Annotated in this window: 18 protein-coding genes; 17 read left to right on the top strand and 1 reads right to left on the bottom strand. The window is 25.7% G+C overall.

Annotated features, from left to right (window positions below):
- The first annotated feature begins 211 nt into the window (after window positions 1-211).
- From I6E31_01500 to I6E31_01430, 15 genes are all read left to right on the top strand, one after another.
- Complete coding sequence (locus I6E31_01500; protein MCF2638640.1) at window positions 212-2,353, top strand: polysaccharide biosynthesis protein; 2,142 nt, start codon at window positions 212-214, stop codon at window positions 2,351-2,353.
- Between the two features lie 28 nt (window positions 2,354-2,381).
- Window positions 2,382-4,436, top strand: coding sequence for a hypothetical protein (locus I6E31_01495; protein MCF2638639.1), 2,055 nt, complete (start codon window positions 2,382-2,384; stop codon window positions 4,434-4,436).
- Window positions 4,437-4,450: 14 nt separating this feature from the next.
- On the top strand, window positions 4,451-5,131 hold the full coding sequence (locus tag I6E31_01490) for a sugar transferase (GenBank protein MCF2638638.1): 681 nt from the start codon (window positions 4,451-4,453) through the stop codon (window positions 5,129-5,131).
- A gap of 9 nt (window positions 5,132-5,140) precedes the next feature.
- Window positions 5,141-6,070 carry a branched-chain amino acid transaminase gene (locus I6E31_01485; protein MCF2638637.1) on the top strand — a complete coding sequence of 310 codons (930 nt, stop codon included), beginning with the start codon at window positions 5,141-5,143 and terminating at the stop codon, window positions 6,068-6,070.
- A gap of 11 nt (window positions 6,071-6,081) precedes the next feature.
- The gene (locus I6E31_01480) at window positions 6,082-6,852 is read left to right on the top strand and encodes a glycosyltransferase family 2 protein (protein ID MCF2638636.1); all 771 of its coding nucleotides are present in this window, start codon (window positions 6,082-6,084) and stop codon (window positions 6,850-6,852) included.
- Between the two features lie 36 nt (window positions 6,853-6,888).
- On the top strand, window positions 6,889-7,674 hold the full coding sequence (locus tag I6E31_01475) for a hypothetical protein (protein ID MCF2638635.1): 786 nt from the start codon (window positions 6,889-6,891) through the stop codon (window positions 7,672-7,674).
- Between the two features lie 69 nt (window positions 7,675-7,743).
- Window positions 7,744-8,931, top strand: a complete 1,188-nt coding sequence (locus tag I6E31_01470) for a glycoside hydrolase family 99-like domain-containing protein (GenBank protein ID MCF2638634.1) — start codon at window positions 7,744-7,746, stop codon at window positions 8,929-8,931.
- Entirely contained in the window at window positions 8,928-9,797 is an 870-nt protein-coding gene (gene rfbA, locus I6E31_01465; GenBank protein MCF2638633.1) for a glucose-1-phosphate thymidylyltransferase RfbA, read from the top strand. Before I6E31_01470 ends, rfbA begins: the two co-directional genes overlap by 4 nt.
- 3 nt (window positions 9,798-9,800) lie before the next feature.
- Entirely contained in the window at window positions 9,801-10,364 is a 564-nt protein-coding gene (gene rfbC, locus I6E31_01460) for a dTDP-4-dehydrorhamnose 3,5-epimerase (GenBank protein ID MCF2638632.1), read from the top strand.
- Window positions 10,365-10,367: 3 nt separating this feature from the next.
- Window positions 10,368-11,675: an oligosaccharide repeat unit polymerase gene (locus I6E31_01455; GenBank protein MCF2638631.1), complete on the top strand. Its 1,308-nt coding sequence runs from the start codon at window positions 10,368-10,370 to the stop codon at window positions 11,673-11,675.
- Window positions 11,650-12,489 (top strand): dTDP-4-dehydrorhamnose reductase, encoded by an 840-nt coding sequence (gene rfbD, locus I6E31_01450; protein ID MCF2638630.1) that lies wholly within the window; start codon window positions 11,650-11,652, stop codon window positions 12,487-12,489. Before I6E31_01455 ends, rfbD begins: the two co-directional genes overlap by 26 nt.
- Entirely contained in the window at window positions 12,489-13,952 is a 1,464-nt protein-coding gene (locus I6E31_01445) for a flippase (GenBank protein ID MCF2638629.1), read from the top strand. The genes rfbD and I6E31_01445 overlap by 1 nt, the downstream gene beginning before the upstream one ends.
- Window positions 13,949-15,142, top strand: a complete 1,194-nt coding sequence (locus tag I6E31_01440; GenBank protein ID MCF2638628.1) for a dTDP-glucose 4,6-dehydratase — start codon at window positions 13,949-13,951, stop codon at window positions 15,140-15,142. Before I6E31_01445 ends, I6E31_01440 begins: the two co-directional genes overlap by 4 nt.
- 21 nt (window positions 15,143-15,163) lie before the next feature.
- Window positions 15,164-16,402, top strand: coding sequence for a nucleotide sugar dehydrogenase (locus I6E31_01435; GenBank protein MCF2638627.1), 1,239 nt, complete (start codon window positions 15,164-15,166; stop codon window positions 16,400-16,402).
- Window positions 16,403-16,413: 11 nt separating this feature from the next.
- The gene (locus I6E31_01430) at window positions 16,414-16,638 is read left to right on the top strand and encodes a hypothetical protein (GenBank protein MCF2638626.1); all 225 of its coding nucleotides are present in this window, start codon (window positions 16,414-16,416) and stop codon (window positions 16,636-16,638) included.
- A gap of 44 nt (window positions 16,639-16,682) precedes the next feature.
- Here the strand turns inward: I6E31_01430 and mnmH are convergent, their stop codons facing one another.
- On the bottom strand, window positions 16,683-17,717 hold the full coding sequence (gene mnmH, locus I6E31_01425) for a tRNA 2-selenouridine(34) synthase MnmH (protein MCF2638625.1): 1,035 nt from the start codon (window positions 17,715-17,717) through the stop codon (window positions 16,683-16,685).
- A gap of 157 nt (window positions 17,718-17,874) precedes the next feature.
- On the opposite strand from mnmH, the gene I6E31_01420 reads away from it, so the two are divergent.
- Both I6E31_01420 and recQ read left to right on the top strand, forming a co-directional pair.
- The gene (locus tag I6E31_01420; GenBank protein MCF2638624.1) at window positions 17,875-18,141 is read left to right on the top strand and encodes a hypothetical protein; all 267 of its coding nucleotides are present in this window, start codon (window positions 17,875-17,877) and stop codon (window positions 18,139-18,141) included.
- A gap of 78 nt (window positions 18,142-18,219) precedes the next feature.
- Entirely contained in the window at window positions 18,220-20,142 is a 1,923-nt protein-coding gene (gene recQ / locus I6E31_01415; protein ID MCF2638623.1) for a DNA helicase RecQ, read from the top strand.
- Window positions 20,143-20,157: the final 15 nt, after the last annotated feature.

Below are 20,157 nucleotides of genomic sequence, written 5' to 3'. Positions count from 1 at the left end.
TCTATGCAATAAATTAAAATATGTATAAACACATATAAATGTTATATTTTTTAATTTAAAATAACTATTTAACGAATTTTTTGGAATTGACAAAAATAAGAAAAAGTAGTACCTTAGTAGTAAATAAAGTTTAATATAACTTAAAATTTGTTTAAGGGGGAGAGAAAAAACTTTTTTATCAAAATTTAAGAAAGTTTATTAAGGTGAAAATATGGATAAATTAGCAATTATTTATACAATGTTACTTTTTGTCGTATATCAAATAATGTTTAAAATAACAGGATTTAGTATTAATACTGCAGTCTATGGACTTTTTGGAATGTTAATATTTTTTTACTATTCTACAGATAATTTACAATTTGAAAAAAGATCTAAACAAAATCCTATCTTCATAAATCTTATTGTTTTTATGATATTTCTCTTTTTCTATAAAGATATTTCAATATTTACAGTATTTTTAGTATTTTCAGTTTATCAAAAGATACTATATGAATTATTAAAAAAAATTTCATATGGTAAAGCTGAAAGATACAGTCCGAATTTAATAAATAAAAGAAATTTAGCAAAATTTTTAATAGATTCTATAAGTGTTATTGTTGGAATAATCATAGCTTTTATACTTAAATTTTCTTTTAATTGGTATGAATATTTAAGAAAAGAGTATGTAATTACATATTTAGGAATCTTTCTTGTTGGGTATGTATATAAAAAGGTAAGTGAAAAAAGTTGGAGTTATACAAATATTCTTGATGTATTAAATATTTTAATACTTAATATAGGTACTGCAATAGTATTTCTCTTTTTTATGTACATAAATAAAGAACATATATTTCCTGTAACAACTCTTTTGATAATACTTATTCTTTCAGTGTCAATGCAACTTTTAGGAAGATATGTTTTTAGATTAAAAAGATATTATGGTAGACCACATAAAAATATAAAGGATATTAAAAGAACTCTGATATATGGAGCAGGAGAAGCAGGTGCAATATTAGCCAGAGAGTATATGACTAATCCATTATTTCCTTATGAAATAATAGGATTTATTGATGATGATAAGAAGAAAATAGGGAGTGAAATCTATAATATAAAAGTTTTAGGAAATAAAGAAAGTTTAGAAATAATAATAAAAAATGAAAAAATAGAGAAACTTCTTCTTGCACTTCCTTCAATTCATGGCTCAGAGATAGGAAGAATTGTTGAAAAAATTCAAAAGTTTGAAGAAATAAATATAAAGACAGTACCTTCAATATCAGAAATTTTAGAAGGAGAATCTCTTGCTTCTCAAATAAGAGATGTAAGAATAGAAGATTTATTAGGAAGAGATGAGATTGTAATTAATGATGGAAGTATAAGAGAGTTAATAGAAGAAAAGACGATATTTGTAACTGGAGGAGCAGGAAGTATAGGATCTGAGCTTGCGAGACAAATAGCTAAGTATAATCCTAAAAAACTTGTAACTCTTGATGTAAATGAAAATGATATTTATTTCTTAGAACTTGAGCTTAAAAGAAAATATCCAAATTTAGACTTGATATCAGAGATATGTAATATAAGAGAAAAAGAGAAATTGGAGTTTCTTTTTGAGAAATATAAACCGAATATAGTATTTCATGCAGCAGCACATAAACATGTACCTTTAATGGAACATAATCCAGAAGAAGCTATAAAGAATAATATCTTTGGAACTAAAAAAGTTGCAGAATGTGCAGATAAATATGGAGTAGAGAGAATGGTTCTTATCTCCACAGATAAAGCTGTAAATCCTACAAATCTTATGGGAGCAAGTAAAAGGGCTTGTGAGTTAGTAATAGAGCATATGAATAAAATATCAAAGACTAAGTTTATGGCAGTAAGATTTGGAAATGTATTGGGAAGTAATGGAAGTGTAATTCCAATATTTAGAAAATTAATATCAGAGGGGAAAAATTTAACAGTTACTCATAGAGATATAACAAGATATTTTATGACTATTCCTGAAGCTGCTCAGCTTGCTATTGAAGCAGGAACAATAGGAAAGGGTGGAGAGATATTTATTCTTGATATGGGAAAACCTGTAAAAATTTATGACTTAGCAAAAAGTATGATAAGACTTTCAAATGCCAATGTGGGAATAGATATTGTAGGGTTAAGACCAGGAGAGAAATTATACGAGGAGCTTTTATATGATGTTAATTCTGCAATAAAAACAGAGAATAAGAAGATATTTATAACAAAAATAGAAGATGGATCAGTGGATATAACTAAATATTTTGATAAGTTGGAACAGTGTATTAAAAATCCAAATATTGAAGAGATTAAAAAAATTATGAAAGAACTGGTAGTGTCGTATAAGGAAGTGAAATATAATTAATAATTAAATTTTTAGGAGAGAAGAGAAAATGTTCTTAAAACTAATGTATATAACAAATGATATAGAAGTTGCTAAAATAGCTCAAAAATATGGAGTGGATAGAATTTGGATAGATTTAGAAACTCTTGGAAAAGAGGAAAGACAAGGACATCTAGATTCAGTAAAGTCTAATCATTCAATAGAAGATATAAAAAAAATAAAACCATTACTAAATATTTCAGAAATGTTAGTTAGAGTAAATCCTATAAATGAAAGTTCAATAGAGGAAATAAATCAAGTAATTGAAGCTGGAGCTGATATGATAATGCTTCCAATGTGGAAATCTTTTCAAGATGTTAAAACTTTTTTAGAAATTATTAAAGGGAGAGTTAAGACTACATTATTATTAGAAACTAAAGAAGCTGTGCAATGCTTAGATGAAGTTTTAAAAAATGGTGGTTTTGATGAAATTCATATAGGTTTAAATGATTTACATTTAAGCTATAATCTTTCTTTTATGTTTGAACCACTTACAAATGGGATAGTTGAAGGGATTTGTGAAAAAATAAAAAAATATAATATTCCTTATGGATTTGGTGGAATAGCGAAGTTAGGAGAAGGTAAGCTTCCAGCTGAAAAAATTTTAATGGAACATTATCGTCTAGGATCCTCAAGAGTTATTTTATCTAGGAGTTTTTGTAATACTAATGTAATAAATAATGTCAATGAAATAGAAAATATTTTTAAAAAGAATCTAAATGATTTATATAAATATGAAGAAAAATTGGAAAAGAAAAAAGAAGAAGATTTTATCGTTAATAAATTAAATATAAAAAAAGATATAGAATTAATAATTAAAAATATTTATGGGAGAAAATTTAAAATGAACTTTAATTATGAAAAGATAAATGAAATTTGTAAAGTTTATGGAGATGCATATTATTTACTTGATTCAGAACAATTCAAGAAAAATTTTATTGAGTTAAAAGAGAGTTTTTCTAGAATTTATCATAATTTTAATATAGCTTATTCTTATAAAACAAATTATATCCCAAAATTTTGTAGGATTGTTAATGAATTAGGAGGGTATGCGGAAGTTGTTTCTGATATGGAGATGGAAATTGCTCTTAGAATAGGTGTTTCTCCTGAAAAAATTATATGGAATGGACCATATAAAAATTTAAAAAAGGTAGAGGAATTACTTTTAATGGGAGGAACAGTAAACTTAGATTCAGAATATGAGCTATCTTTTATTGAAAAACTAGCTCAACAATATCCTAAAAAAACTTTAAATATAGGAATTCGTTGTAACTTTGAAATTAATGATAATGTTGTATCAAGATTTGGTTTCGATATTAACTCAAAAGAGTTTAAAGATGCTTTAATGTTAACAAAAGAGTATCCTAATTTATATTTAATAGGATTACAATGTCATTTTGCAACAAGAGCTTTAAAAACATGGAAACCAAGAGTTGAAAAAATGCTAGATCTTTTAGAAAGTTTAAAAATAGTTCCTGATCATATTGATTTAGGTGGGGGATTATTTGGAAAAATGGATGAGAGCCTAAAAAAACAATTTGATACAGAAATTCCGTCGTATAACGATTATGCAGAGGAAGTTGCAGTAGTTTTTGCAAAGCATTTTAAAAATAAAACAAAACAGCCCTTAATGCTAATAGAACCAGGAAGTGCTCTTGTTGGAGATTGTATGAAATTTATATCAAGAGTAGTCAACATAAAAAATATTCGTGGAAAGAGTATAGCAACTTTATTAGGAAGTATCTATAATATAAATCCAACATTAAATACTAAAAATCCACCACTTACAATATTAAAATCAAAGAATCAGTCTTCTAAATATGAAGACCTTGACTTTGGAGGATTTACTTGTATAGAGTCAGATTATTTGTATAGGCACTATATAGGAGAGTTAGCTGTAGGAGATATTGTCGTTTTTGGGAATGTAGGATCTTATTCTGTTGTTTTAAAACCACCATTTATTCTTCCTAATTTTCCAGTTTTAGATATTTGTAACGAAAAAGAAATAGAAGTAATTAAAAGGCAAGAATACTTTGATGATATTTTTCATACATTTAAATTTTAATAATGAGGTATAAAATGAAGTTATTTTTAAAAAGATGTTTTGATATTGTTTGCTCATTAATAGGACTTGTATTTTTATCTCCTATTTTTCTGATTATAGCTATTGGAATAAAAATTGACTCAAAAGGACCTATTTTTTTTAAACAAGAAAGAAGAACAATAAATGGAGAAATTTTTAAAATATATAAATTTAGATCTATGTGTATAAATGCAGAAAAACAAGGAACAGGATTATTTAATTTTGCTAATGATCCAAGAGTAACTAAAATAGGAAGATTTTTAAGAGATACAAGTTTAGATGAACTTCCACAGTTATTAAATGTATTAAAAGGTGAACTTTCATTAGTAGGTCCAAGACCATGTGTAGTATATGAATTGGGTGATTTTGATACTTTAAATAAAAAATATAAAAAAAGATTTAAAATGAAGGCAGGAATAACTGGTTTAGCACAAGTAAGGGGAAGAAATGAAAATTCTTGGGAAGAGAAAGTAAAATATGATAATCAATATATAGATCTATTTCAGACAAGAGGTATATTGTTAGATATTCAAATTTTAATTGAAACAACCATAAAAGTATTTAAAAGTAAAAATATATATGAAGAAAAGATAGATGATAGTTTAGATGATGTTAAAGCAGCACAATTAGCGGAAGAAGAAATTATAAGAATTGCTCATCTTCCAGATGAGGATTAAGGAGGAAAAATGAAAACAAGTTTTGAAGAAAGATATATTTGGTTAGGAGGAGAGGTTTTACATGTAAATGATGCTAAAATAAATGTTTTATCTCCAACATCACAATTTGGACTTAATATTTTTGAGGGGATAGTATGTTATTGGAATGAAGAAGAAAAACAATTATATGCTTTCCGTTTAGAAGATCACTTTAAAAGATTAAAGACTTCTCAAAGACTACTTATGTTAGAAGATAAATATACATTAGATGAATTAAAACGAGCTTTTATAGATATTATTATTGCAAATGATTATAGAGAAAATATTGCTGTCAGACAAACAATTTTTGTAGATGGATTTGGATCATGGGGATCTCACGGAGCTGTAAATATGTTCATTGCTCCTATACCTAAAAAAAGAACAAGTGCAGAATATAATAAAAAAGGTTTACATTGTTGTATAAGTTCTTGGCAGAGAATTAATGATAATTCCATATCTCCAAGAATAAAATGTGGAGCAAATTATATCAATAGTCGTATGGCACAATTAGAAGCATTAAGAAATGGGTATGATACAACAATATTTCTAAATAAAGATGGAAAGGTAGCAGAAGGTCCTGGTTCGTGTTTATTTATAATAAAAAATGGGAAATTAATTACTCCTAGTATAACAGAAAGCGTTTTAGAAAGTATAACAAGAGATACAGTTATAAAACTAGCAAAGGAAGAATTAGGTTTAGTTGTAGAAGAGAGAACAATAGATAGAACAGAATTATATATGTGCGATGAAGCTTTTTTATGTGGATCATCAATGGAAATAACTCCTGTTTTATCAATTGATAGATTCCAAGTTGGGAATGGTGATACTGGAGAATTAACAGATAAATTACACAAGTTATATTTGAATGTTGTTACAGGAAAAATTAAAAATAGATTAAATTGGTTAACACCAATATATTAAGGATATGAATAATGGGAAATAAAATATTTCAAGAAGATTTAGTATCTGTTATAATTCCTGTCTATAATTCTGAAAAATTTATTAAAGAAACTTTAAATTCTGTATTAAATCAAACATATAAAAATATAGAAATAGTTTTAATAGATGATTGTTCAAAAGATAATTCAGAAAATATTATAAAACAATATCAAAATAATAATAAAAATATTATTTATTTTAAGCAAGCTAAAAACTTAGGAGCAGGTCATGCAAGAAATAAAGCTCTTGAATTAGCAAAGGGAAGATATGTAGCATTTTTAGATAGTGATGATATATGGTTTTTAGAGAAAATCGATAAACAATTAGCATTAATGAGGAAAACTAATACATCTTTTTGTTATACAGCAATTGAAATGATAGATGAAGATAGTAATACTGTTAAACCAAAAAGAAGTATAAAAGAAGAATGTACTTATAAATATCTTTTACAGAATACAATTATTGCAACATCTTCTGTGATAGTGGATAGAAGACAAATAGGCGATTTTCGTATGCATCTTAGAAGAGGGGGACAAGATTATGCAACATGGTTAAAGTTACTTGGAACAGGCATAATAGCAAAAGGATTAAATGAAACTTTAGTTCGTTATAGAGTCAGTAAGGGGTCTCTTTCTTCTAATAAGTTTAAAAGTATTCAACAAGTTTGGGAAATACAAACTCAAGAGGAAAATATTAACAAAATAGTAGCAGGATGGAATATATTATGCTTTTGTATAAATGCATTAAAAAAATACTATATATAAGTTTTTTAGAAGATATATTCTTGAAAAGGAGTATAAATGGACGAATTATTATTTGTATGTATAAATTATAAAAATGAGGAGGAAGTTAAAAATTTTTTGTTAAATATAAAAAGAACAATAAAAAATAAAAAAGAAGTTATAGTTATTAATAACTCTCTAACTAAAGACTTAGAAAAACTATTAAAAATAGATAATTTAAGTATAAATATTTTTACTCCAAATAAAAATTTAGGATATTTAAATGGATTATTTTATGGAATAAATGAATATAAAAAATTAAAAACTTTACCTCAATGGATTGTTTTGTCAAATACAGATATAGAAATAAAAAATTTTGATTTTACATCTACAAATTATTCGGATGAGGTTTGGTGTATAGCTCCTAATATTTATTCTGTACATAACCAAAGTTATCAAAATCCTTTTTATAATATTAGACTAAAAAAAAATAAGATAGAAAGAATTATTTTTATAAAAAAAAATGTATATATTGATATGATGTATGAAAAAATTGGAAGTTTAAAAAGAAAAATAGTTTCAATGAAAAATAGAAATTCCTCTTATATTTATGCACCTCATGGTTCCTTCTTTTTATTAAAGAAAGAATTTTTTTTAATAAAAGAACAAAAGTATTTTAGTTTTTTATATGGCGAAGAAATATTTATTGCAGAAGAATTAAGAAAATTAAAGAAAAAAATTTATTTTGATAAAAATTTAAAAATATATCACTTAGAACATTCTACAACTAACTTACTAAAAAGAAAAATAAGAAATAAATTTTTAATTGAAAGTTTGATAAAAATTTTAAAAAAATATTATTAAAAAATAAAAAAATATTTATAGAAGGGAGATGTAATAGTAAATATTTATTCTTAAATATTTACTGAAAAAATGAAAATAATAACATTTTATTTACCTCAGTTTCATTCATTTCCAGAGAATGATGTATGGTGGGGAAAAGATTTTACAGAATGGACAAACACAAAGAAATCACAATCTTTATTTAAAGGGCATTATCAACCAAGAGAACCAGAAAATAATAATTATTATAATTTACTAGATAATAAAGTTATAGAATGGCAAATAAAATTAGCAAAAGAACATGGAATTTATGGTTTTTGTTTTTATCACTATTGGTTTAAAAATGGAAAAAAATTAATGGAAAAACCAATAGAAAATTATTTAAAAGACAAAAGTTTAAATCAAAAATTTTGTTTATGTTGGGCAAATGAAAATTGGACAAGAACATGGGATGGAAAAGATAGAGAAGTAATAATGAAACAAGAATATGGTGAAAAAAAAGAATGGGAAGAACATTTTTATTATTTATTAGATTTTTTTAAAGATGATAGATATATATTAAAAGATAAAAAACCAATTTTTTTAATTTATAAACCTATGGAAATAAAAAAGATAGCTGAAATGATAGAGTATTGGCAATATTTAGCTAAATTAAATGGACTTGCAGGAATATGTTTTATAGCACAGAATGATTATAAAGAAATAAATAAAGTGAAAAAAAATATTTTTGATTATGGAATTATGTTTGAACCTGGTTATACTCAAAATTTATATTCAATTAATACTTTAAAAAAAGTGTCAGAACTCTTTGAAAAAGTAAAAGTTTCTTTTTTTAATCAAAAAATTTTTTTTAAAGTTAATTTTCAAAAAAGTAAGAAATTATTAAAAAAATTTTTAAATATAAATAATAATAGATGGAGGGTAACTATATTAGATTATGATATTTTTTGGAAAGATATTTTAAATAGAAAAAGTGAACCTAAAATATTTTTTAGTGCTTTTACAGATTGGGATAATAGTCCTAGAAGAGGAATAAATAATTCAAGAATTTTTATAGGTAGTAATCCTGAAAAATTTAAAGTATATATGAAAAAATTAATAGAAAAAGAAAAGAAAAATAATAAAGAAATAATTTTTATAAATGCATGGAATGAATGGGCAGAAGGAGCTTATTTAGAACCAGATAAAAAATATGGAAAAAAATATTTACAAGCTTTAAGACAAGCTTTATTAGAAACTAAAGAATTAAAAGTTAGTTTAAAGGAGAGAAAAATATGAAAGGAATAATATTAGCAGGAGGGTCAGGAACAAGACTTTATCCTATTACAAAAGCAATATCAAAGCAAATAGTATCAATTTATGATAAACCTATGATTTACTATCCTTTATCAACTCTTATGCTTACAGGAATAAAAGATATTTTAGTTATTTCTACTCCTCGTGATATTCTTGTATTTGAAGAGCTTTTAGGAAATGGAAATGATTTTGGATTAAATATTTCTTATGCAATTCAAGAACAGCCAAATGGATTAGCAGAAGCATTTTTGATTGGAGAAGAATTTATAGGAAATGATTCATGTGTATTAGTTCTTGGAGATAATATTTTCTATGGACATGGTTTTACAGGAATGTTAAAAGAAGCAGAAGCAAGAAAAAAGGGAGCTACAATATTTGGTTATTATGTACCTAATCCTAAAGATTTTGGTGTTGTAGAATTTGGTGAAAATGGAAAAGCTATCTCTCTTGAAGAAAAACCAAAAGAGCCTAAATCAAATTATGCAATTCCTGGATTATATTTTTATGATAATACAGTAGTAGAAAAAGCTAAAAAAGTAAAACCTTCAAAAAGAGGAGAACTTGAAATTACAACTTTAAATGAAATGTATCTAAATGAAGGAACTCTTAATGTAGTAAGTATGGGAAGAGGAATGGCATGGCTTGATACAGGAACACATGATGGTCTTTTAGATGCAAGTAACTTTGTAAAAACAATTCAATCAAGGCAAAGTGTAATGGTAGCTTGTCCAGAAGAGATAGCATATAGAAATGGTTGGATAACTAAGGAAAAGGTAAAAGGGTTAGCAGAGCCACTTCTAAAATCTGAATATGGAAAATATCTAATGAATCTTATCAAGGAGAGATAATAAATGTCAAAATTTAAAAAGATAGAAACAGGAATAGAGGGATTATATATAATAAAACCAACTGTTTTTGGAGATAATAGAGGATTTTTTTTAGAATCATATAATAAAAAAGAGTTTGAAGAGATTGGAATAATAGATGAATTTGTACAAGATAACCATTCAAAATCAAAAAAAGGTGTATTGAGAGGGTTACACTTTCAAACTCAACATTCACAAGGGAAATTAGTAAGAGTAATAAAAGGATCTGTATTTGATGTAGCAGTAGATTTAAGAAAAGATAGTAAAACATTTGGAAAATGGTTTGGAGTAGAATTAAGTGCAGAAAATAAAAAGATGTTTTTTATACCTAAAGATTTTGCACATGGATTTTTAACTTTGGAAGATGAGACAGAATTTATGTATAAATGTACAGATTTTTATCATCCAGAATATGATTCAGGAATAATGTGGAATGACAAAGATATAAATATAGAATGGAATTTTGAAAAATATAATTTAAAAGAGGAAGATATAATTTTATCTGAAAAAGATAAAAAACATCAATCTTTTAAAGAATATAAAGGATAAAAAATGATTTATATATTATTTTTAGGAATACTTACATTATTTTTTATTTCATTTTTTTTATTTAAAAAAAATATTTTAAATCCAAGTGTAATACTTTGTTCTTCTTTTTTATGTACTAATTTTATTGCAATATTAAATCAAAAAAAATGGAAGATAGTATATAGTTATGAAACAATATTTTTAATTTGGTTAACAATCATAATTTTTATTATAGGTAATATACTAGCATATTTATTTTTAAGACTTTTAAAAATAAAAAAAAGTAAAAGAATGAATTATTTGATAGATAAAAATTTTTTTAATAAAGTTATGTTATTAAATATAATATTAATAGTTCTATTAATTAAATATTTCAAAGATACATATAAATTATCTTTATTAGTTGGGAATGACAAAGGATATGATATGATGTTATATTATGTAAGATATGCTAAATTAAATTTTTTTTCATTAAGTAAATTTAATTTATTTTCATTTTATTTAGCTAAAATAACTTCATATGTATGTTTCTTTATATTTTCATATAAAAGTATTTTTAATAAATTAAAATTTAGATATTTTTACTTATTAATTCCTACTGTCATCTATTTTTGTTTTATAATTTTAACAGCTGGAAGAGGAGATTTTATTTATTTAATTGTATACATGTTATGTATTTTTTCTATTCTTTATTTAAAAAAGAAAAATTTTAAATTAATAGCAAATATAAAAATATTAATATTAGGAATTTTTTCTATTTTAATTTTTTTTATTATTTTTATTTTAAGTGGTTATTTTACTAAAAAAAGTTATAATAGAGATTTATTGGAAGTTATTTCTGTATATGCTGGTTCTTCGTTACCTGCTTTAAATATATTTCTTAATTCAAAAAAAATAATAAAAAATACATATTTTGGAGAAAACACATTATTTTTAATATATAATATTTTAAGAAAATTTGGGTATGATATTCCTAAATTTTATGAACCCTATGAATTTGTTTATTTTGGAGGAGTAAGTACTAATATATTTAGTGCTATAAGACGATATTATGAAGATTTTGGAATATATGGATTATTGCTGATTGTATTAATATTAGGCTTTATGTATAGTATATTTTTTTATTATGCTAGCTACAGAAATAATAATTTTATTTTGATATCTTATAGTATATATTGCTATCCAATATTTGATTTTGCTATAGAAGAAAGATTTTTTATGACATTATTTCCTCAGGGAATAGTTTATAATTTAGTTACTTTATGTATAATATATTATTTTTTAAATGTTGGGAGGAGGAAATTAAATAGTGATATTAATAACAGGTTCTAAAGGTCAACTTGGTTATGATTTTCAAAGATTGTTTGATGAGATAAAAGAAGAGTATATAGCAACAGATAGAGATGAGTTAGATATTACAAATATAGAAAAGGTAAGGGAGTTTGTAAAAGATAAAAATATAACTCTTATTATAAATTGTGCTGCATATAACAATGTTGATAAAGCTGAAGATGAGGAAGAACTTTGTAAAAAACTGAATACATATGCTCCAAGAGATTTAGCAATAGTAGCAAAAGAAATAGGAGCTGATTATATAACTTATTCAACAGATTTTGTATTTGATGGAGAGAAAAAAGCTCCATATACAGAGGAGGATATTCCTAATCCTCTATCAGTTTATGGAAAAAGCAAATATGAGGGAGAAAAGGAAGTATTTAAAGTAAAACCAGATAGTTTTGTAGTAAGAACATCTTGGGTATTTGGAATAGCTAATAATAATTTTAATAAGCAAGTAATCAATTGGAGTAAAAGCAAAGATGAGCTATCAATAGTTGATGATCAAACCTCATCTCCAACATATTCAAAAGATTTGGCTTATTATAGTTGGGAACTAATTAAAACAAAGAAATATGGATTGTATCATCTATCAAATGATGGTGAGGCTAGTAAATATGATCAAGGTAAATATGTTTTAGCAAAAATAGATTGGCAAGGAAAATTAAATAGAGCTAAGACAAAGGATTTTAATTTGAAAGCTAAAAGAGCAGAGTATACAAAATTAGATAGCTCAAAATTAGAAAAAGTGATAGGTAAAAAGATACCTTCATGGCAAAGTGGAATAGATAGATTTTTAGAGGAAATTTAATGGAAATAAAAAGTGTAAAACTTAATTTTATTTTAAATGCAGTAAGAATATTTTTAGGAACTTTTTTTATACTTATAACCACTCCATATGTAACAAGAGTATTAGGAGCAGAAAATCTTGGAAAAGTAGATTATGTAACTTCAATTATTCAATATTTTATTCTCTTTACAGCTTTAGGAGTTCCAAATTATGGAATAAGAGAGATTGCAAGAATAAGAGATAATGAGATTGAAAGAACAAAAGTAGTTTTAGAATTAGGAATAATTCTTGTAATTACTACTATATTTGGATATATTATTTTATTTTTTCTTTTAAATAAAATTTTAAATTTTAAAGAGATAAAAACTTTAATTCTTATTATGAGTATATGGATTTTTTTTAATAATATAGGATTTGAATGGTTTTATCAAGGTATAGAAAATCAAATTTATATTACAGTAAGATTTATTATGATAAGATTGGTGGTTATTGTTTTAATGTTTTTATTTGTTAAAACTTCTAATGATTACTATATTTATGGAGTAATAGTAGTTTTAATGAACAGTGGGTCTAATATTTTAAATTTAATAAATATTAGAAAATATTTATCATTTAAAGGTATAAAATTAAAAGATTTAAATATATTTAGACACTTAAAACCTATATTAATAATATTTGCAGCATCTTTATCAATAAGTATTTATTTACAACTTGATGTAGTTATGCTTGGAAATATAAATGATAAGATAGTAGCTTATTATACTGTTCCTAATAAATTAATAAGGCTTGTTATGATTCTTATTACAGCATTAGGGACAGTTTTAGTACCTAGAATTTCAAATTGCATAAAGAATAAGGATGCTGAAAATTATAAAAAATATATAAATCTTTCCTTAAAATATATATTAATGATTTCTATCCCTAGTTTAGTTGGAATATTTTTACTTACTGACAATATTATCTATATAATGGCAGGAGAAAAGTTTATTCATTCTATTTTAACTATGAGAATATTAGTATTTATACTTTTTATAGTAGGATTGGCATATTTTTTAGGCTTTCAAATTTTATATCCTCATGGATTAGAAAAATATTATACTTATTCAGTAACAATAGCAGCTATAATAAATTTTATATTTAATTATATTATGATCCCTAGGTATTATCAAAATGGGGCAGCTATTGGAACAATTATAGCAGAACTGACAGGTGTTATAATAATGTTATATTTTACAAGAAATTATTTGAAAGATATAGAATTTTATAGTCTAAAAAACTTAAAATATTTTATTTCAGCAGGTATTATGGGAATTTTTATATTAATTATAAAAACATTAAATCTAAGTAATTTATTAACTATGTTAGTTGCAATTTCTTTAGGAAGTATTATTTATTTTCTTATTTTATTTTTATTAAAAGAAGATATAATGATATTAGGAATGAATATGTTAAAAAATAGATTTAAAAAGGAGAAATTAAAATGAAAACATATCTAGCAACAGGGGCAGCAGGCTTTATAGGAGCAAATTTTTTAAAATATATTTTAAATAAACATAAGGATATTTTTGTAGTTGTTCTTGATAAATTGACTTATGCTGGAAATTTGAAAAATATAGAAAAAGAGTTAAAAGATAATAGAGTTGAATTTGTAAAAGGAGATATTTGCAATAATGAATTAGTAGAAAATATTTTCTCTAAATATGATATTGATTATGTTGTAAACTTTGCAGCAGAATCACATGTTGATAGAAGTATAGAAAATCCAAAACTTTTTCTTGAAACAAATATTCTAGGAACACAAACTCTTTTAGATACAGCAAAGAAATTTTGGACAATAGGAAAAGATGAAAAGGGATATCCTATATATAAAGAAGGAAAAAAATATCTACAAGTATCAACAGATGAAGTTTATGGAAGCTTAAAAAAAGATATATTAGAGGGAAAAGAACTTATTTTTAATGATAAGGACTTAGATATTTTACTTGAAAATAGAGGAGAGGTAAAAACTTTTGGAACTAAATTCTTTACTGAAGAAACTCCATTATCACCTAAATCACCATATTCAACATCAAAGGCAAGTGCAGATATGTTAGTTATGGCATATATGGAAACTTATCATATGCCAATAAATATAACTAGATGCTCAAATAATTATGGAGCATATCAATTCCCAGAAAAATTAATTCCATTGATTATAAATAATGTACTTCATGGAAAAGCACTTCCAGTATATGGGGATGGAACGAATGTAAGAGATTGGTTATATGTAGAGGATCATTGCAAGGGAATTGATATAGTTCTTGAAAAAGGTAGATTAGGAGAAGTATATAATATTGGTGGTTTTAATGAGGAAACTAATATTAATATAGTAAAATTGATAATAGATACAATTTCAAGAATAATGAAAAATGAAATTGAGTATAGAAAAATATTAAAGACAGATTTAGAAAAGATCAATTATAATCTAATAACTTATGTTCAAGATAGATTAGGACATGATGCAAGATATGCAATAGATCCAAGTAAGATAGTAAAAGAGTTAGGATGGTATCCAGAAACCCCATTTGTAATAGGGATAGAAAAGACTATAAGATGGTATTTAGATAATCAAAAGTGGCTAGAGAGTGTAACAAGTGGAGATTATCAAAAATACTATGAAGAGATGTATAAATAAAATTAACTTTAAGAGGTAAAAATGAATAAAAAAATAGTAGTGGCAGGAACAGGATATGTTGGATTGTCTTTAGCAGTTCTTTTAGCTCAACATAATCATGTAGTAGCAGTAGATATTATTCCTGAAAAAGTAGAAATGATAAATAATAAAAAATCGCCTATACAAGATGATTATATTGAGAAATATTTAGCAGAAAAAGAACTTAATTTAATAGCAACTTTAGATGGAGAATCAGCATACAAGGATGCAGAATTTGTAATAGTTGCAGCACCAACAAATTATGATGCAAAAAGAAACTATTTTGATACATCTGCTGTTGAATCTGTAATTGAAGAAGTGTTAAAAGTTAATAAAGATGCAATTATGATAATAAAATCTACAATCCCAGTAGGATATACAGAATCTATAAGAAAAAAATATAATACAAAAAATATAATATTTAGTCCAGAGTTTTTAAGAGAAAGTAAAGCATTATATGACAACCTTTATCCTTCACGTATAATAGTATCTATGGATAAAAATGATGAAAAAATAGTAAAAGCAGCTTATACTTTTGCAGATCTTTTAAAAGAAGGAGCTATTAAGAAAGATATAGATACTTTATTTATGGGATTTACAGAAGCTGAAGCAGTTAAATTATTTGCTAATACATATCTTGCATTAAGAGTTTCATATTTTAATGAACTTGACACATATGCAGAAATGAAAGGATTGAATACAACTGATATTATAAATGGAGTGTGCTTAGATCCAAGAATAGGTTCTCATTATAATAATCCGTCTTTTGGTTATGGAGGATATTGTTTACCTAAAGACACAAAACAACTATTAGCAAATTATGATGATGTACCACAAAATATGATGTCAGCAATAGTAGAATCAAATAGAACAAGAAAAGATTTTATTGCTGATCGCATTTTAGAAATAGCAGGGGGATATGAGGCAAATAGTACTTGGGATCTTTCTAAAGAAAAAAGTGTAGTAGTAGGAGTATATCGTTTAACTATGAAGTCAAACTCTGATAACTTCCGTCAATCATCAATTCAAGGAGTAATGAAAAGAATAAAAGCTAAAGGAGCTACAGTAATTATTTATGAGCCTACTTTAGAAAATGGAACTACTTTCTTTGGTAGTGAAGTTGTAAATGATTTAGAAAGATTTAAAAGTTTAAGTCAAGCAATTGTAGCAAATAGATATGATAACTGTCTTGATGATGTAAAAGATAAAGTTTACACAAGAGATATTTTTGGAAGGGATTAGAAAGATAAATTATGACAAAAAAAGAATTTCTATTGCTATATAAAATTAGGAAAAAATTAAAATCTATTGAGGAAGCAGAAGAAAAATTAGAAATTTTTTTAGATTCCATAGATTATGCACTATCTAAAGATAAAAAACTTATTTTTCAAGATTGGATTGTAACTAGAAAAGTATCAAAACTTGCAGTGAAAAATAGATTAAAAAGAAAAAATATTAAGTATAGAGAGTTACTATAAAGAAAAGTAAATTAAAAATGGGGTGCACTGAAACACCCCATTTTCTACTTCTCAAACCCATGAGCTTTTAAAAACTCAATAACCTTTTCTACCCCCTCATCAGTAGTTGAGTAGAAAATATGCTCATTAAACATATATTTATCAATACTCTTTTGGTAAAGTGGATCATAGTATTCCTTCACTAAATCAGTAGCAAGTTCAACCAATTTATCATTTTCAAGAAGCTCCATATATTTAGCAAGATTTTTCTTAGAAACATAACGTCCAACTTTAGTAAGGGAAGTTTTTAACTCCTCTTTTGAGGCATTGGCATAATCCTCCATAAGTACTTCAATTCTATGTTCAAGAGTTGTATCAGCCATTAAGTGATATCCAGAAACAAGAGAATCATAAACAGATTCAGGAATATAAGCATCTCCTATTCTTTTACTTTCACTTTCAGCAAGAATATACCCTTTTTTATTATTTAAAAGGAAATGGAAAATTTCACTTTCAAATCTTTTTTGACTTTGTTGCCTTTTTTCACATAGATTACCAAAGAAAGATCCCTTATGATCAGCCATTTTTTCTAAGTCCATAACAGGATAACCTAACTCTTCTAATTTATTAAGAATTTTTGTTTTTCCAATACCTGTTCTACCATGTAAAACAATATATTTAAATCCTTCATTAGCTAATGGAGTGTTTTTAGCTATGTAGTCTCTATATGCTTTATATCCACCTTCAAGTTTTGAAACTCTATAACCAAGAGAGCCAAAAAGAGCAGACATAGAACCACTTCTCATTCCACCTCTAGCACAGTAGAAAATAAGTCTTCTATATTTTTTTGAAAGCTCCTGTACCTGTTTAAAAATTTCAGGAAGTCTTTTTGATATACAGTTTATCCCAATCTCTTTAGCCAACTCTTTAGATTGTTGAACATATGTAGTTCCAACTGTTACCCTTTCATCATCTAATAGAACAGGAATATTTATTGCTCCTATAATCGGTTCTCTAGCAAATTCCTTAGGTGTTCTAACATCAATAAGTATATAATTATCTAATTCTAAAACCTCTTTATATGTAATGGTGTTACTCATTTTTAAAGCCTCCTGAAAATAAAATAATATATATTATATCATGTTTTTATTCTTTTATTCAAAAGATTTAAAATAAATTAATAACCTTGCTAAAATATAGATTATAGAGTATATATATTAATGAAAGAAAAGATAAAAAATAGAAAGGAAGGATAAAATGAAAGCAGTTGTATTGGTGGCTATGTATGAAAAAGATCAAGTATTGCCTTTGCCAAATATATATGGAAAGAATTTAACAATTAAATTTGGTGGGGTAGATGGTTGTGATTGTGATAAGATAATGAAATATATTGAGGAAAAGAAGATAGATGCAACACCATTGATTACTCATAGAATGAAATTTAAAGATATAATGGAAGCGTATGAAATTTTTGAAAATAAGAGAGATGGAGTTATTAAAATAGCCATTGATATGAAAGAATAATAAAATAATTGTATTTCATAAGATATTTTCTAGGGTTATGGTATAATATAGATAACAAAAAATTTGATTGGTGAGTTCATGAAAATAGAAGCTAGAAGATTATTAAAAGAGATATATGGATATGATGATTTTAGAGAGGGGCAGAAGGTTATAATCTCCTCAGTGTTGTCACGTAGAGATACATTAGGGGTGATGAGTACAGGAGGAGGAAAATCTATCTGTTATCAAATTCCAGCACTGTTATTTAGGGGAATAACCCTTGTAATCTCCCCTTTGATCTCTCTTATGAAAGATCAAGTGGATAGTTTAAAATTGTTAGGAATAAAAAGTGTATATATTAATTCAACACTATCTAAAGAGGAGTATATAGAGGCAATTCATAAGATAAAAAGTGGCAGTGTAAAGATAATATATATAGCTCCAGAAAGATTTGAAAATGAGAAGTTTTCATCTTTTATTGGGAAGTTAGACATCTCAATGGTAGCAGTAGATGAGGCACATTGTATATCTCAATGGGGACACGATTTTAGAAAAAGTTATCTAGAGATACCAAACTTTTTAAAGAAGGTAGGAAAGAGACCACAGATTCTTGCTCTTACAGCCACAGCAACTCCACAGGTAAGGGAAGATATAGAGGATAAACTTCAGATGAGAGAACCTTTCTCATATGTAGCTGGTTTTGATAGAGAGAATATATTTTTTAAGGTAGTGAGAAATATTGTACCAGAGGCTTGGATTGTAGATTATCTGAAGAAAAATCCTAAGAAATCTGGAATAATATATGCCTCAACAAGAAAAGAGGTAGATAATCTTTACTCATATTTAAAGGATATTAGGGGATACAATGTAGGAAAATATCATGCTGGACTTAATGAAAAAGAGAGGAAAGAGTATCAAGAGAAATTTATTAAAGATGAGATAAAGATAATGGTAGCAACAAATGCTTTTGGAATGGGAATAGATAAATCAAATGTAAGGTTTGTAATACATAGAAATATTCCTAAGGATATGGAAAGTTACTACCAAGAGGCAGGACGTGCAGGAAGAGATGGAGCTCCAGCAGAGGCTATCTTGATGTTTTTTGAAGAGGATATAGGGGTACAAGAGTATCTAATTGACTCCAATGAAGAGACAGAGGATAGCTTAAAAAAAGAGAAGAGAGCTAAATTAGATGTAATGGTGGAGTATGCCTATTTAGAAAGTTGTTATCGTGAATATATTTTAAAATATTTTGGAGATAAGAGAATAAAAAATTATTGTGGAAATTGTAGTAACTGCAAATCTTTTAAAAATGTAGAAGATTTAACAATTGATGCTCAAAAAGTTCTATCTTGTATAGGTAGAGCTAAAGAAAGTATTGGAATATCAACTTTGACTAATATATTAGTTGGACGTTCAGACAGTAAAATGGATAGAAAAGAGTATAATAAACTTTCTACCTTTGGAATATTAAAGGATAGAGAGATAAAGTGGATAGAGGAGTTTATAAATTTCTTAATATCAGATGGATATTTAGAGCAAAGTGCAGGAAGTTTTCCAGTTTTAAAATTGAATGAGAGAGCTAGAAAAGTCTTAAAAAATGAGATAACTGTTTTTAGAAGAATAGATGAGAAAGTAACCTTTGATTATTATGAAGATCCACTATTTGAAAACTTAAATCAGTTGAGAAGTGAGATTGCTGAGAGGGAAAATGTAGCTCCTTACATTGTATTTTCAGATTTGACACTTATGGAGTTAGCAGAGAAGAAACCTAAAAATAGATGGGATATGTTAAAAATAAGGGGCATAGGAAATCAGAAGTTTAAAAATTATGGTGAGGAGTTCCTAAAGGTTATAAATAAGTTTTCTGATGAAGAGATGGAGATTATACATAGGGATAATTTGAATGAAGAGAGATACTTAGAGGAGCAGAGAATAGAAAATTTAAAAGAAAAACTTAATCTAAGAATTAGCAATGATAAATTAAGAGATATTCTATTGAAAACTATATTTTTAAAGTGATAGGAGCAACATAAG

The sequence above is a fragment of the Fusobacterium varium genome (assembly GCA_021531615.1).
GTDB classification, from domain to species: Bacteria; Fusobacteriota; Fusobacteriia; order Fusobacteriales; family Fusobacteriaceae; genus Fusobacterium_A; species Fusobacterium_A varium_C.
This window is presented reverse-complemented; position numbering and strand designations above follow the sequence as displayed.